Source organism: Pontiella desulfatans (genome assembly GCF_900890425.1).
Taxonomy (GTDB): Bacteria; Verrucomicrobiota; Kiritimatiellia; order Kiritimatiellales; family Pontiellaceae; genus Pontiella; species Pontiella desulfatans.
This window is the reverse complement of sequence record NZ_CAAHFG010000001.1, coordinates 2805293-2820853: the sequence shown is the minus strand read 5'-3', so window position 1 is coordinate 2820853 and position 15561 is coordinate 2805293. Positions and strand designations below refer to the sequence as shown.

At 50.8% G+C, this 15561-nt stretch carries 16 protein-coding genes; 8 read left to right on the top strand and 8 right to left on the bottom strand.

The window, feature by feature from the left end:
- Positions 1-62 precede the first annotated feature (62 nt).
- Together E9954_RS33880 and E9954_RS09950 are read right to left on the bottom strand one after the other, a co-directional pair.
- Positions 63-188, bottom strand: a complete 126-nt coding sequence (locus E9954_RS33880) for an alpha-L-rhamnosidase C-terminal domain-containing protein (protein WP_168442136.1) — start codon at positions 186-188, stop codon at positions 63-65.
- 245 nt (positions 189-433) lie between these two features.
- Positions 434-2272, bottom strand: coding sequence for a glycoside hydrolase family 2 protein (locus tag E9954_RS09950; protein ID WP_222847128.1), 1839 nt, complete (start codon positions 2270-2272; stop codon positions 434-436).
- 141 nt (positions 2273-2413) lie between these two features.
- On the opposite strand from E9954_RS09950, the gene E9954_RS09945 reads away from it, so the two are divergent.
- Both E9954_RS09945 and E9954_RS09940 read left to right on the top strand, forming a co-directional pair.
- Positions 2414-2722, top strand: a complete 309-nt coding sequence (locus E9954_RS09945) for a sulfatase-like hydrolase/transferase (protein ID WP_136079027.1) — start codon at positions 2414-2416, stop codon at positions 2720-2722.
- Positions 2697-3035: a redoxin domain-containing protein gene (locus E9954_RS09940; protein WP_136079026.1), complete on the top strand. Its 339-nt coding sequence runs from the start codon at positions 2697-2699 to the stop codon at positions 3033-3035. The genes E9954_RS09945 and E9954_RS09940 overlap by 26 nt, the downstream gene beginning before the upstream one ends.
- Before the next feature lie 77 nt (positions 3036-3112).
- Here the strand turns inward: E9954_RS09940 and E9954_RS09935 are convergent, their stop codons facing one another.
- The gene (locus E9954_RS09935; RefSeq protein ID WP_136079025.1) at positions 3113-3676 is read right to left on the bottom strand and encodes a YceI family protein; all 564 of its coding nucleotides are present in this window, start codon (positions 3674-3676) and stop codon (positions 3113-3115) included.
- A gap of 955 nt (positions 3677-4631) precedes the next feature.
- Between E9954_RS09935 and E9954_RS09925 the strand changes: the two genes are divergently transcribed.
- Entirely contained in the window at positions 4632-4934 is a 303-nt protein-coding gene (locus E9954_RS09925; protein WP_136079024.1) for a hypothetical protein, read from the top strand.
- Here the strand turns inward: E9954_RS09925 and E9954_RS33875 are convergent, their stop codons facing one another.
- Positions 4935-5105: a helix-turn-helix domain-containing protein gene (locus E9954_RS33875; protein WP_136079023.1), complete on the bottom strand. Its 171-nt coding sequence runs from the start codon at positions 5103-5105 to the stop codon at positions 4935-4937.
- 220 nt (positions 5106-5325) lie between these two features.
- On the opposite strand from E9954_RS33875, the gene E9954_RS09915 reads away from it, so the two are divergent.
- From E9954_RS09915 to E9954_RS09895, 5 genes are all read left to right on the top strand, one after another.
- Complete coding sequence (locus tag E9954_RS09915) at positions 5326-5988, top strand: PEP-CTERM sorting domain-containing protein (RefSeq protein ID WP_136079022.1); 663 nt, start codon at positions 5326-5328, stop codon at positions 5986-5988.
- A gap of 262 nt (positions 5989-6250) precedes the next feature.
- A complete protein-coding gene (locus tag E9954_RS09910) occupies positions 6251-6550 on the top strand; it encodes a hypothetical protein (protein WP_168442135.1) in 300 nt (99 codons plus the stop codon).
- 204 nt (positions 6551-6754) lie between these two features.
- Positions 6755-6961, top strand: a complete 207-nt coding sequence (locus E9954_RS09905) for a hypothetical protein (protein WP_136079020.1) — start codon at positions 6755-6757, stop codon at positions 6959-6961.
- A gap of 84 nt (positions 6962-7045) precedes the next feature.
- Entirely contained in the window at positions 7046-7411 is a 366-nt protein-coding gene (locus tag E9954_RS09900; RefSeq protein WP_222847127.1) for a sulfatase-like hydrolase/transferase, read from the top strand.
- Positions 7412-7431: 20 nt separating this feature from the next.
- On the top strand, positions 7432-10224 hold the full coding sequence (locus tag E9954_RS09895) for a sulfatase-like hydrolase/transferase (protein ID WP_168442134.1): 2793 nt from the start codon (positions 7432-7434) through the stop codon (positions 10222-10224).
- Positions 10225-10235: 11 nt separating this feature from the next.
- Here the strand turns inward: E9954_RS09895 and E9954_RS09890 are convergent, their stop codons facing one another.
- From E9954_RS09890 to E9954_RS09875, 4 genes are all read right to left on the bottom strand, one after another.
- Complete coding sequence (locus tag E9954_RS09890) at positions 10236-10715, bottom strand: hypothetical protein (RefSeq protein ID WP_136079017.1); 480 nt, start codon at positions 10713-10715, stop codon at positions 10236-10238.
- A gap of 3 nt (positions 10716-10718) precedes the next feature.
- Positions 10719-11051, bottom strand: a complete 333-nt coding sequence (locus E9954_RS09885; protein ID WP_136079016.1) for a hypothetical protein — start codon at positions 11049-11051, stop codon at positions 10719-10721.
- Positions 10993-11217, bottom strand: coding sequence for a transposase (locus tag E9954_RS33870; RefSeq protein ID WP_168442133.1), 225 nt, complete (start codon positions 11215-11217; stop codon positions 10993-10995). The genes E9954_RS09885 and E9954_RS33870 overlap by 59 nt, the downstream gene beginning before the upstream one ends.
- A 289-nt stretch (positions 11218-11506) precedes the next feature.
- Positions 11507-14992 carry a BNR-4 repeat-containing protein gene (locus tag E9954_RS09875; protein ID WP_136079015.1) on the bottom strand — a complete coding sequence of 1162 codons (3486 nt, stop codon included), beginning with the start codon at positions 14990-14992 and terminating at the stop codon, positions 11507-11509.
- Positions 14993-15561: the final 569 nt, after the last annotated feature.

Sequence of the window (15561 nt, the reverse complement as noted above, 5' to 3'; positions counted from 1 at the left end):
TTGAGTAGCCTATCGTTGCACTAAAAAACTTCCGTCAAAATATCCCGTCGAATTTCGAATGGCTACCTCTCCAACTCAAACTGATAGGATCCCGCCACTACGGTTTCTGATTTACGATCGTTCGGAAATTCGATGGTGGCTGTGGTGTTGGGCGGTACGACAACCTCCAGCACGACTTTATCGTCCACTTTTTTATTTGGGGCATCTCGGCTCTATTCACGGTGAACTCCATTTGTTAAATAGTATCTCTAGACTGAGCCGTTTATCCGACACATCTACCCGTTTACGATCTTTAGTCTTATATAGGACTGTTGACGGGTTTAGAAACCGAGGCCGCTTCTGCCTACACGCCTACTTCCGGCGCATCTACGAAAAGTTCCATGTTCATTACCGCTCCGAAGCGGTCGCCAAGTTCACAGGGTTTAAATAGCGGCTAGTCAAGCAGCCTGTTTTGGGCATGGATGGCTTTTAGGCCTGTTGCTGGAATCTTGATGACTTTGCGGTCGTAGGTTATGAGGCCATTGATTTCCCCTTCGACGTCGGTGGTCTGCGTGTAGACTCCGGCGCCAACGCCTTGTTCTTTCAGCTTGCCCAGCATGCGGATGGACTTCGCGTAGCGCTCCTTGTATTCATCGATCGTTTTCGGCAGGCCGCCATAGCCCCAGTTACGGGTCTGGATATTCCACAGGTGCCCTTCGACTGGCCAGCCGTGTCCGCCAAACTCGCCGACCACTTTAATGTAGTCATCGAATTCCGGATTATCCATCGGGAATATCGGATGGGGATACTCATGATGGTCAGCAATATCACCCACCGGGAAAAAGTTTCCGCCACTGGCAATATTGATCGTGCGGGTTGGGTCATAGGCTTCGATCCATTCACCAACTTCCATCGTACGGTGTTGTCCCCAACGTTCGTTAAACGGAACCCATACGACAATGGAGGGGTGGTTATAGAGCTGATCAATCATCCCTTTGAGCTCAGCCATCCATTGTTCATGGGCCCAGTCCGGCCACTCCTGATCAAGCTTCTTGATCGGAGAGTTGGGTTGGGTGAGTCGTTTCCATTTCGGCCATTCAGCTTTATTATTTTTGCCACCACCTTGGGCTCCACCGGAAATCTGATCCTGCCAGACCAGCATGCCCATTTTATCGCAATGATAGTAATAGCGGCGGGGTTCAACCTTGATGTGTTTGCGGATCATGTTGAATCCGGCTTCCTGGAGATATTTCATATCAAACAGCATGGCTTCTTCCGAGGGTGGCGTCAGCAATCCATCGGGCCACCAACCCTGGTCGAGCGGACCCAAGTGGAAAATTTCTTTGCCGTTCAGCGTCAGGCGCCAGTTGCCGTTTGCATCCTTCTGTTTGCCGACTTCGCGAATGCCGAAATAGGATGTAACCACATCCAAGGTCTTACCCGTGTCATCGACCAATTCAACCTTAAGGTCATAGAGTGTCGGAGATCCGGGAGACCAGAGCTGTGGAGATTTAATGTTCAGGGTTTCTGTTCCTGTGATAACTTCCTTCCCGTCTAGGTAAGCGGTGGTTTTAATGGTCCCTTTACCTGAAATAGTCGGTTTAATGGAGATGTTTCCGGATATTTTGGTGTCGATTTTTAGGGACTGTATATAACGCTGCGGAACTGTTTCAAGCCATACTGTTTGCCAGATTCCGGAGACGGGGGTGTACCAGATGCTTCGGTTCTTCTGTACCTGTTTGCCGCGTAGCTGATAGGTGCCGAGCTGATCGGTGGCATCGAGCACTTTGACGATGAGGGTGTTGTTGCCGGATGTTACCGCATCGGAAATGTCGAAACTGAAGGGCAGACTGCCGCCAATATGTTCTCCGACTTTCTCACCATTCACCCAGGCTTCAGTCTTATAATCGACCGCCTCGAAATGAAGCAGCAGTCGGCTGTTTTTAGAGACGTTGTGTGTAAACAAGCGCTTATACCAAAGAGCTTCGGACGCCTGAAGTTTGCGGCCCACTCCGGAGAGGGGCGCTTCCAGAGCAAAAGGTACAAGAATATCGCCATCCCATGCAGCAGGTTGGGATGCGTCCTTTTCTACAACGGCATAATTCCAGAAACCATTCAGGTTTTTCCAGTTAACCCGTTCCATCTGTGGGCGGGGATATTCCTGCCAGACATGGTCAGGGTCCAGTTTCTCGCCCCACGGGGTGAGCATGGTGTTTTCCGCCGGTTTCCAATCCTTGGAGCCGGCAAATGTAGTTGTGGCCAATAGTAATAAAATCGAGGCAATACGGTGCATGGTTGATATCTCCATTCATTATTTAAAAGCGTAGTTAAGCAGGTAATATCCCGCCTGTCACGTCACCTAAAGTAACTACAGCGCTTATTGTTAGTTTGGGTGACATGACATATTTTCTGTTTCGACGATAGCTTCTAAAGCATGAAGAAAAGAACATATTTGGTCGATAACCTGCATTTTGTTTACGGTTTCACTGGCTATGGAGCAGCCCTTTCTGCAGGTGCTTCCACCCACCCGAACATCATCGTCCTGCTGGCGGACGATGCAGGGATTGGCGACGACCCGCCGTATCTTCGTTTTTTCGATATTAAGCTGGAGCACATCGGTTACAGACCCCGAACATTCAGAAACTGGAGGATGAGGGGGACGCTCTTTACCAACGGTCACTGCGCTGGCGGGGTTTGTCAGCCGAGTCGTTTATTTTATGCGTTACAACGGGGTGCTCTTTGACATTGTGGGCATCAGTGGCGATTCGGTAGAGACGTTGAAATACTTCCAACAGGCCGAGCAGCTTAACTTTACCCTGCTTTCCGATCCGGACGGAGCCCTTGCCAAAGCTTTTGGAGTGCCAGTGCGTGACGGTGTAAAATCCATCACTCGTACCGTCGATGGAAAAGAAGTGATACTAACCCGAGCCAGTACAGCTTCCCGTTGGACGTTTGTGATCAACTCGCAGGGTAAGATCGTTTACCGCGATGACAAAGTTAACGCCACAGCCGATCTTGGGAATATTCTCGAATTTATAGGCGAAGCCTCCGAGTAGACTTCCTCTTGAAATAAAAAAGCGCCCGCCCGAGAAGAGGGAAACGGGCGGACGCTTAGGTGTTCAGGGGAAAAAATCTATTTAAAGGTGGCCTCGGCTTCGATGCTGATTTTTACCTCGTCCGCAATCATGGCAGGTTTGCCGTGGTCGATTCCAAGGTCGCGGCGGTTTAGCACGGTATTGCACTCGATGCCGATTAGCGTTGCGCCGCGTTTTCCTTCGACTGGGCCATTAATGATGATTGGCAGCACAACCGCGCGGTCAATGCCGAGCACATTCAAGTTCCCGGAAACATCAAATTCTCCTTCGCCAGTTTTTTTAATCGAGGTGCTTTTAAAGGTCATCTTCGGAAATTTTTCCACATCGAAATAATCTGCATTTTTAAGGTGGGCATCGCGTTTGCCGTTATTGGTATCAATGCTACCGATTTCAATTGAGCCCTCGGCCGACTTTAGGGTTTTGGTTTTGACGTCATAGTCGAGCGTTCCTTCGAAGGTATTGAAGGTTCCTTTCGTATTACTCACCATCATGTGTTTAACAGAAAAGCCGATTTCAGCATGGCCGCTATCGACCGTAAAAGTTTCCGAGTGTGCCCCAGTTGCCAAGGCGAGTCCGAGTAATCCAGTAAGTATTCTATTCATAATAACCCTTTGCTTTGTTGATGTTGGTAGGTGAGATGTTAAAGGTGAGAAAGTGTTCAATTTAATATGTGATTAATGTGTGAAGCGGCAGGCCGGGTAACTTCATGCCAGACATGGTCTGGGTCCAGTTTCTCACCCCACGGGTGAGCATGGTATTTGCCGCCGGTTTCCAATCCTTGGAACCGGCAAATGTAGTTGTGGCCAAGAGTAATAAAATCGAGGCAATACGGTGCGTGGTTGATATCTCCATTCATTATTTAAAAGCGTAGTTAAGCAGGTAATGTCCCGCCTGTCATGTCACTTAAAGTAACTACAGCGCTTGTCATTAGTTTGGGTGATATGACATTTTTTCTGTTTCGACGATAGGTTCTAAAGCATGAAGAAAAGAATATATTTGGTCGATAACCTGCATTTTTATTTCCTGTTTCACTGGCTATGGAGCAGCCCTTTCTGCAGGTGCTTCCACCCACCCGAACATCATCGTCCTGCTGGCGGACGATGCAGGGATTGGCGACGACCCGCCGTATCTTCGTTTTTTCGATATTAAGCTGGAGCACATCGGTTACAGACCCCGAACATTCAGAAACTGGAGGATGAGGGGGACGCTCTTTACCAACGGTCACTGCGCTGGCGGGGTTTGTCAGCCGAGTCGTTTATTTTATGCGTTACAACGGGGTGCTTGATCGCAAAGGCAACAAGCTGATTGCGGTTGATCAGTCTGACGGTTCCTACAAACCGCATGCCTTCTAGCGCCTCGATCGTGATCCTGGCGAAAAGAACAACCTCGTCAACTCACCCGAATTCCGGAAGGCCATTAATGCTCTGCTGCCGAGGCAGAAAACGGGGCAGGGGAGCCTCCGGACAAGGCGAGCGAAATCATCGATGTCTCCGAGCACCGCCGCGCGCCTTCCCCAAAATGGCGCGAGCTCATCAAGAAAGTGAGGGAGGCCGATCCATGCTATGCCCCAAATGTTCGTGCGAAATGCGCATCGTCGCCCTCATCGACGAACGCGAGGTCATTGAACGCATCCTGCGTTACCTGAGCCTGTGGGAAGAGGGTACCCGCCTGAATCCCGCCCGTGCCCCGCCGACGGGCGAGTGGATGATGGAGTTGTTTCCCGAAGATCCATTTCCAGACTATCTCGCGACCACTGTCGTCACGTGGCAGCATGGAACCGGTTATGGACTACGACCTTTGCGCGAACGCCTGAGGTTTCGCGGCAGGGGTGGTTTGTCTGAAACGAGACCGATTTGCTAGTCACCCGCCGCGCCGGATCTCGCGGTGGATGGTACGAGCGGGACGGCCAATACGCATTCCGACTTGAGCTGTGGAGAGCCCTACTCGCTGACGTATCTCTCTCTGAATGCGCTCTTCCCAATTCAAATGCTTGTTCTTCCGTGTCTGGTTGATGTCTTTAGTTTGCCTCATACCGATGTCCCTTTCCTTTGTTTTGGTAGATGGAGAAAAGGTTCATTTTGGCATGAGGCTCTTCATTCTCCAATTTCGGACAGTTAGATTTACAGTCTACCAGCGGTGTAATGTGTTTAGGTGACATGACAAAGACGTCGTCCTCAGTTACTGTTTCTTCAGAACATGAGGGAAGGGGTCTCATGAAGCAGGTATAGTAAACCTAAATAAGGAGAAATAAATGAAAAGATACATCATGATACTCGCGGCAGGCTTGGTGGCCGGTGCCGCTTTGGCGGATACGATCATCACTCCAACTTCCGTGGTACTTACGGATAATGGAGATGGCAATCTCATTGAAAACGCCGGCGGAGACGCTTGGTTTAATGGATCGGGTCTGTCTGACGCGACGATTGTTGAAAACGGAGATACAGTCCCCGCTGTTTTACCAACGCATGGCTATGGGGAAAACTTTACTCGTATGGCCAGGGTTCGTTTTGCGACAGGTGGCCTTGCAGAACTCACGTTTGATCTTGGTGGAACCTATGAAGTTGGCGGGGTGATTCTTTGGAACTTGGGACTGGATACCCACTCAGATCGCGGTGTTGAAAACGCAGCAATCTCCTGGTCTTCGGATGGAATTAACTTTACTTCCGCTGAAACGCTCACGTTCGCGCAAGGCCCGGGTACACAACAACCGATCGCTGGTGAAGAACAAACGCTCGGCACGAGCCTTCCCGGGGTTACTCATATCCGTATGGCGCTCGATAATTTTAATGCAGCGAAGACTCAGGTTGCATTTTCTGAAATCAGAATGGTCGCCGTTCCGGAACCGGCTACACTCGGTCTGCTTGGAGCATTTGGCGGTGCAATTTTATTCATCCGTCGCCGTTTAATGATCTAATCGTATTCTAAGAATATGATGACAACACCGGTTCATTTGAGCCGGTGTGTTTTTTTGTTTTCGGTCGGGAGATATCCCGGTTTATTTTCGCGGTGCGTGGAGGGGCCGACGCTGTCTGCCCGGTCGCGCGGAGCGCGACTCTCCAGTTGAATGGTCGGTGGTGCGTGGAGGGCCGGTCAACGGGTTGAATAAAGGCAGTATATGCTCAATCCCTTCATCGTGCTACATTAGCAGGAATTTTATTGAGCGAATAGGGTAGGCAGTGGTCTCTGGTATTGTGCTGATTCGGTGTAAATTAGGAAACAGGTATGAAAAAAAAGTATGCATATTGTTCTTCGTGGGTTTGATTGCGGCTATTGCTTCAGCGAATACGATCATCAAGCCGGTCTCGGTCGTGCTGACGCCATCAGGTTCGCAATATCTTCAAAACGATCCCGCAGTACATTGGTTCGATGGATCGGGTCTGTCTGACGCGACGATTGTGGAAAACGGGCATCCGTTCGTACTGCGTCATCGTCGGGTAGATTGCCTTGATGATCATCATTACCCGTTCGACCAGTAACGTACCAACCGCCCCACCGATCAATCATCGGTGTTTGATGCGTGACCGTTAGATTGGCGACGACCAGCCGTATCTTCGTTTTTTCGATATCCAGCTGGAGCACATCGGTTACAGACCCCGAACATTCAGAAACTGGAGGGTGAGGGGACGCTCTTTACCAACGGTCACTGCGTTGGCGGTGTTTGTCAGCCGAGTCGTTATTTTATGCGTAACAACGGGGTGCTTGATCGCGAAGGTAACAAGCTGATTGCGGTTGATCAGTCTGATGGTTCCTGCAAACCGCATGCCTTCTACCGCCTCGATCGTGATCCTGGCGAAAAGAACAACCTCGTCAACTCACCCGAAGTCCGGAAGGCCATTAATTCTCTGCTTGATCAGGTGAACAGCCGTGGTGGCTTGTACTTAGTTTGAGTGACATGATTTACACCAAATTGTATGTTACGCTCCGTTCTTTCGTTGGTGTTTCAATTCAAACAGGAATGAAGGATGACTCTCATGCGTATGTATACCAAAATTCTTTTTTCACTATGGTATGTCTCGTCGGCATTCGGAGCGGATAAGCCCAACATCGTTAATTATCTGGCAGATGATCATGGGCGGGCGGAATCTTCCGTTTATGGAAGTTCCGAGGTTCGGACGCCGATGATGGCGTCTTTGGCGAAGGACGGTTTGGTGTTCGACAACGCGTTTGTGGCATCGCCCGCCTGCGGGCCGAGCCGATCGGCCTTGCTGAGTGGTCTGATGCCAGTCTTGACAAAAAAACAAGTCTCCCACTACATCTTTCACTATAATTTTCACATGAAACCGACCTTTTCGGGGGTGTCTCCGAATCACCTAAAAAGCGATTTCCTATCAATATGATAAAACAAACGAGGTGTGTTATGTTCTTTCGATGGTCCAGTGTGTTGGTTTTGATTACAATGGCGATGCTGTCACGCGCGGAAGTGAGTTTTCAGGACGATTTCGACCGAGCGGACGACAACGATATCGACGCGCTCGTCAATGGCATGGGTGGCCTGGCTGCGCCGATGACCTATAGCGAGACGGATAGCGCGGGGAGCGACGCGATCACGCGTGTGTTTGGAAATGAACTAAAATTAGCCGATGGCACCAGCGCCAGCGTGGTAGGGCTGACCTCCTATAATTTCACGAACGCTGCGATATTGGCCGAAGGCGGCTTTAGCATCTCCATGAACATTACCGACAACGGAACCGAAACCGACACTGATCGTTGGTGTGGATTCGGTATCGGTCTTTCCTTCTCCGAAATGGAGCTTCTGGATCTCGATTTCAGCGGCAACAACGGACCGCGTGGAAAGTATTCTGGAAGCACTGCGGGCGTAGCCGATTTTTTTGTGGGCTGGTCTCCAGCAATCGGCGGAAGCATCCAGATATTTACATCCGGGACAGCAGGCGGAGTATCCCACCCGGTTACCGCTCCAGCTGGAGGTTTGCTCCAGGCTGATTTTTTCTTTGATGAATTCACCTCCGGTGCGGAGGTTTTGGCGGTGGTCTATTTTGATGGCGCTGAGATTTCCCAGACCCAACTTTCATGGAATGGCACCATGGAAAATTTCGTAGCCTTGAGCGGCCGCCAGAACGGTTCGGGCATCGCGGTCGACAATCTATCCATCGCTTCGCCGATTGGCGATCGACCGGTCATTGATAATCGACCGGTCATTGATGGTGCCGACTATTTCCAGGTGCTTGCCGGTTCCGCATCGAATTCGCTCGACATCTTGCGGAACGATGAAGGCGATGGATTAACGTTGCTCTCGATCACGATGCCGACCAACGGCTCTGCCTTTGTGGGAGGTGACAGCGTGGTCTATACCCCGAACGGGGGTTTTTCCGGTCTGGACGGATTTCGTTATACAACGGTGGACGGTACTTCGGCAACCAGCTCCTGGGAGGTTGTGGTGGATGTCCGCGAATATCCCAACTTTGTGCTGATCTACACCGATGACCAAGGCTGGACGTCGCTTTCGACCATGACCGATACCAACCGACTCTATTCGAAGAGCGATTATCACCTTACGCCAAATATCGAAAGACTGGCGGCCGAGGGCATGCGCTTTTCGCGCGCCTATTCGCCAGCCCCGAATTGCTCGCCGTCGCGCTACGCGGTGCAGACCGGAAAAACCTGCACGCATCTCGGGTTTACGGACATCACAAACCGGAACAACGATCCGACGCCGAATACAGGCTATCTGCTCATTTCCCCCGGAAAAAATGTCACGGAAATCCAATCGGAGGAAACCACCATTGCCGAGCTGCTGAAAACTATTTCCGCGGCCGGATATGCCGCTGCGCATTTCGGCAAATGGCATTTAAATGGCGGAGGGCCAGGCGCTCACGGATACGATGCCCATGACGGCGCAACGGGCAACGCGGAAGGGAGCGCGGGGCCGGACAACGTGGCGGTGGGAGATCCAAAGTTGATCTACAGCATGACCGGTCGCAGCACGGCCTGGATGGAAAGCACGGTTGGAGACCGGGTCCCGTTCCACCTGCAGGTGTCGCACTACGCGGTGCATAGCGACATCCAGTACTCGCAAGCGGCCTACGATGTCTATGAAGGAATTCCACTTGGCACACGCCACAGTTCACGTACCTATGCGGCCATGGTCACCGATATGGACAATGGTATCGGGCTGGTGCTCGAAAAGATCGACGAACTGGGCATCCGCAACAGCACCTATGTGATCTACCAAGCCGACAACGGTGCGCCTGCGAAGCTTTCCGACAATACACCTTTGCGCGGCTATAAACCGGAACAATGGGAAGGGGGAACACGCGTGCCCTCCTTCGCACGCGGTCCCGGAATTCCGGCGGAATCCCAGTGCGATGTTCCGGTGATGGGAATCGATATTCTGCCCACCATCTGGGAGTGGGCGACCGGTTCCGTTGCAGGCCTTCCGGCCAATATCGACGGCGCAAGCTGGGTGGAAACCATCAACCGGATAAACGCTGGGAATCAGCCATTCCCAATGATTGAGCGCCCAGGGGAAATGGTTATTTATGCGCCGCACTATGTTGTGCTTTCGGATCCTAAGGACCAGCGTCCGCGCGCCGTGATCCACGACGGCGACTACAAGCTGGTCGTCCAGTTCGAGACCGGTGCCATCGAGCTCTACAACCTGGAAGACCGCATCGAGGAGGATGACGATATTTCTGCCATCGACGTTGGCAAGAAGTGGGAGCTGTGGCTCCGATTGCGCGACTATATGAAAGCCAACAACGCCCTCTATGCATTGCCCGATGCCGACAATTGGCCGGGCAGCGACGGCGTTCAAGACGCTGACGTCGACAACGACGGCCTCCCCGATGAGTGGGAAGCAAGCGAGTTGCTGACCTTCGCACTGGATGGTACTGCAGACACAGATCAGGACGGTTTTACCAACGCTGAGGAGCAGGCGAACGGCACCGATCCGCTTATGCCGGAATCCATCACCATTGATCGCGATCTGCATCCCGCCAACGGCACGCTTCGGCTGTCCTGGTTTGGTGTGCCGGGGGAATCCTTCATCGTGGAGAAAACCACGAACCTGATATCCGGGGCATGGGTGGCCGACCAGATTGTCTACACGGATGATGGCTTCGATGCCGAAGTTAATCTCCCTACTTCCACGGACAAAGCCTTCTTTCGTGTAAAAAGAAGAGTACTTGATTAAAAAAAAAGGTGTCAGTGAGGACATCCGTACATTTTCTGAAGCTCGCGTTTCCACTTCCTTACCGTGACGTCTTTCGTGTCTTCAACGTTTCGAAACGCACGGCTGACATTCGCGCGACTGCCCATATCAAGCTCCCCTGCAATCCATTCAAGTCCCATTGGGGTCTTTTTCCGAAGGAACCACGCAACAACCTCCTTGCGCGGATCCTTCTTTTTCAACCGCTCTTTTTCCCCGAGATCCAGCCCAACAACCGCACTAGCCTGCCGGAGCAACCGAACGGCTTCGCTTTCATCATGCATTCGTCGCGGCTCGCCGGTCATCGATTCCCGGTTCAGTTTTTCAAGACTCGCATCCAGTTCATCGCGCAGTTCCGTTTTAAACTCATCGGTTCCGAAACACCAGCCCCGCTGCAAATGTCTATACCGTTCCGCGCGGGCCGCTCCGTCAACCGGATCGCCTTCCTCGGCTACACGCTCCTCCAGAGACCTCAAATATTACTTCCGAGCCGAATGGCCATGCATCCGCCGCGTCTGCTCCTCCACAATCCTTCCGAGTTTCAACCAGGGTGGATCGCCGCGAGCAGGCCGTCCCAGATACCAGCTGCTCGACCATTTGAAATCCTTCAAACCTGGCCAGCCGGCCCCGCCCGTTAAATGCGCCCGGGGCGGATTCAAATGCACATAATCGCAGGCGATGCGAAAATACCCGGCCTCTTCAGGATCAATCACAACCGATTTGTAGCGACCTTGAAATAAATGGCCCCACTTCTTATTTTGCGCGTTGTACCGCTTCGTGTACGTACCCTGAAACCATTTCATCCCCGCCAACCAGGTTTGCTTCCGGCGTCTCCAGCACCATATGAATATGGTTGGGCATCAAAACGTACGCGCATACCTTCCAGCCCGTCCGCTCGCATACCTCCCCAAGAGTCTTCAGAAAGATTTTCCTGTCGCCGTCGTTCTCAAAAATATCCTCCCGGCGTTCCCCCGGCACATCACATGGTATGTCGCTCCGGCATATTCAATTCGCGGTTTCCTTCCCATGAACAAGATCAAAACACCATCAACACGTTCTTGTCATCAATAAATGTACGGATGTGCTCACTGACACCTTTTTATAGGGGATATCGTCGAAGTCGGCGTGGATGGAGTGGGTAGTCAAAAATCTAAAGTGCAATAGCGTGTGATTAGATCGCCGCATGAAAAAAGGGATCGCCTTGTCGATCCCTTTTCGTTTCCAATAATGGGTAAAATTTAGAACTGGTACCGCCAGCGCCTCGGATCTACTCAATGATCAGCCGAATGAACTGTTGTGTCGCGGTGGTCGGAATGGAATTTGTGACAACATCGAATACGCTCCCGGTGACGTTGGTAGACACGACCGCGTAGCCTGCGTTGGTCCAGCCCGGCCCGTCGACCAGATCTTCTTTGGTTTCGATATAGTAAACCAGATTGGAGTCGTCTGTGCGCTGTGCATAACTATACACAAGTCCAGACCCGACGAATCCCAATACGGGAAGGTTTCCGTCGACGAATCCGTTCGTTGGGTCGCCTCCCATGCCGTATTCATAAAGGTTCGAGAGCCCGTCTTTATCGTCGTCGCCCAACGCCCCTTCAGCTAAAACATGGCTGTTGGACCAGGCAGCAAACCCGTAGTCGGGCACCGGCCTTACGATAAATCCGTGATCGCCCCATAGGAACATCTTACGCGTTTGCTGATCGCTTCCAACTGGATCAGTATTTTCATAGAAAAGCACCCAGGCGTCATCGTGATAATCTGTCGGGATCGAGCCGTTAAAGTACTCGTATTCCGCGTTATACCCTAAGATATCGGTCTTAATCTGAGTGCCTGCAACTGTGTCAATGTCCCATATAGCAACTTCCGCACCGTATCTTCCGCTGACTACGGCCTTGAATCTGGTATCTGACAGGCAAATAAAGTCCATCTCATTCTCACCGCCATTCCAGCCACCGGTGAAAAACCACTGGTCTGTCCAGCTTGAACCAGTCCAGCTCCAACACTGTGATTTGTTGCCGAACTGGGCTACCATATGCGGATTACCCGCTGGGGAAGTCCTGACAATGCCCACACTGACCTGAGTGTAATTAGGGTCACTTTCATCAAGATCATCCGGGTTAGAGTCAAAGACCAATGTATAAGCGTCTGAATCTGCTTTATTCAACGGCATCATCGAGTTCAAATTAACGCCTGCAGCATTTCTCCATTGGCCATCAGAGGTATCGAAAGACATATAGTAAAGATTCTGCTTGTCGCCACCGGATCCGCCTGGATGGTAGTTGTACTGACAGTCAATGATAGTATCGCTGTGTCTTCTCTTTGCAAAGTAGGCATACCATGTTTCGACACTCGTATGAGCCAAAATTCTAACTTCCGAGTCCCATGTAACACCGTTATTGGTAGACATCTGGTAAGTCCAGTCACTTACATGCGAACCGTGCCTGTTAAAGAAGTAGATGTCACCATTAGCAACTTTGACAGGCTGCGAATAGGTGCCATATACAGAAATGTCACCTGTATTGTCACCGCCTGGTGCCGGGTTCACCCGTGTCCAATCACTGCTGCTACCAATATCTTCAGACAGATTAGATCTGACATGGATATTCTCACCAGAGCTGTAACCGCCATAACTGTTGCTGCCGGCAAGAGCTGATGTACCACCATGACCACCAAACATTACATGGATATGACCGTCGTCACTAACGACCAGTACAGGTCTGCCATGGTTGTCATTGTCAGACAGCGGATTTGTACCGACCTTTACGGGGCCTTTCCACTGTTTTGTAGAATGGTTGTAACTGCAGATAACCGGATCCATACTATTCATGCCCTGGTAAACAATATAGGTCTTACCATTGAAATAGTGGGCCGGCGGATGCTGAGGAGTTAATGTCAGCGGCCTGTTAAAACCAGACGTGTCAAAATAATCATCTCCGACGTCTTGTACATAGAATGAGAATACGTCAGACGTGATATACGGAACTGTTGTGCTAATACTGCTGTCGTAAACCTTGATGTACCAATTGTAATCTGTATCAGTTGATGGAGATATCGATACGGAGGTAACGCTCTGCTTGTTGACAACCTGGGTGGTTGGTGTAGCGCCAGTACCAAAGAATACATCACAGGTTACTGTTGCGCCACCTTCGAGCGGAGACGGTAATGACCATTGAAGCTGGCTGGTAGTATAGGCAGCACTTGACCCATCTGCAGGAGTTGGAGTAAATGCATATGGTCCTACTTCCAATATGGTTTTGAGTAATATTCTGCTATACGAAACGAAAACCATTTCATCAAGACCAGTAGTAATCCATCCATCGTCAATGTATCCCTGCATCTTGTCTTCTATATTACCGTTGAATATTACTGTGCCGTCCAGGAACGCCCAATTAGCTGTAGAGCCGCCCTGTCTCATCGTTATACCGCCACTGTCGATCGTACCGCCGGTCATATTGAAATCAACATCTCCGCCAGCAGTCATACCAATCCAAAGGCCTCTACCCGTCAGCGTTCCGCCTGTCATGTTAAATGTCACGTCGTTGGTGGCGAGATTACCTATGTAATACTTTACATCAACAACATCCAGCGTTCCGCCATTGAGGTTAATAGTAACTGTACCGCCCCCAGCTGCGTTTCCTGCAAACAGCGCTTCCTGAACTGTCACAGTACCGTCATCAATAGTAAGGGTTGCATTTGCAGCGCCTGAGGTACCCTCAGCCAGAGAAATATACTCGGTAGTGTATAGAGTGCCGCTGACAACTGTCACAGCACCGGTTGAGTCACCTGAGCCAACAATTACCCGCTTGGCTGTAGCGCCTGCTGCGGTGATAACAGGACCTGGTGTCATGTTGATATAAGCAGTATGGGCAGTAGTAGGAACTTCGCCAAGGCTCCAGTTCGAATCTGTATGCCAGTTCTGATCTCCACTGGTATTGTTCCAGTAGTTATATGTGCCTGTTATGTCTGTAAGAACAACCGTTGTATAGCTGGGATTTGTGACATTGAAATCCACTACCAGTTGATTAGATGCATCGGTTGTGATCCATTCATCTCTAATGTAATCCTGGATCTTGACTTTATGATTATTACGGAACTTTGCAATACCACCAGTGTAGGACCAATCGGCGTCAGCGCCATTCTTCCTCATTATGATACCACCACAATCAATGGTGCCGCCGGTCAAGTTGAGGTTACCGCTTCCATTAGCAGCATTTCCAAGCCAGATCGCTCTACCATTTATAGTACCACCGGTCATATTAATCGTTGCGTCGTTGTTGGCGAGATAACCGATGTAATACTTACCATCGACAATATCCAGCGTTCCGCCATTGAGGTTAATAGTAGATGTACCGCCCCCAGCTGCGTTTCCTGCAAACAGCGATCCCTGGACTGTCACGGTACCGTTTTCAATAGTAAGGGTTGCATTTGCAGCACCTGTAGTACCCTCAGCCAGAGAAATGTCCTCGGTAGTGTATAGAATGCCGCCGTCAACTGTCAGAGCACCGGTTGAATCGTCTGAGCCAACAATTACCTGCTTGGCTGTAGCACCTGCTGCGGTGATGACAGGACCTGGTATCATGTTGATATAAGCAGTATGGTTAGTAGTAGGAAATACGCCAAGGCTCCAGTTAGCTGGATTAAACCAGTTCTTATCTCCACTGGTATTGTTCCAGGAAATATCAACAGCCTGGACAGTGCCGCCGGTAAAAAGCACCAGCATAAACAAAAACAATAAAAACTTTTTACACATAATACCTCTCCTTAATTAGAAGCTTTGGATTCATTCCAAAGCATCTGTGTTCACTTGTTTAAAAAAACTAACAGAGGACGACGCCTAGGTCATGTCACCTAAATACACGACGCCGCGAACCTTAAGGTCTTTTGTTTTAGTGGGGTATCGGTGTGGAGTCCATTCAGGATTCTGGGGAGGAGGGCGGCATACAGCGAGGTCCCGAGCAGTGCACCCTGCGGTCATACCTCCTTGCCGGCATGATGAATGCGCATAGTGATAATGAGATGTCGGCAAAGCAGAAACGTGCTGTCCGCAGAATTCTCGAAGAGCTCGTCATACCGGCCAGTCATTCCATCATCTACCGCTCTGGCATGAACCCCAAGATCCGACGCAACTTTGAGATCTTTACCCCCTGCGACTTTGCCGTTCGCTACGCTCTCTCCTGCACATTCGTGCAGGCTGTCTCCCTTCGGTCGGCTTCTCGCCGCCATCACCCAGCACATTCCCGACATGATTGCACCAGCAGACCGCAATCTCTTCCAGCTCGTGCGCTACTACGGGTGGTACTCCACCAAAATGCGCGGCAA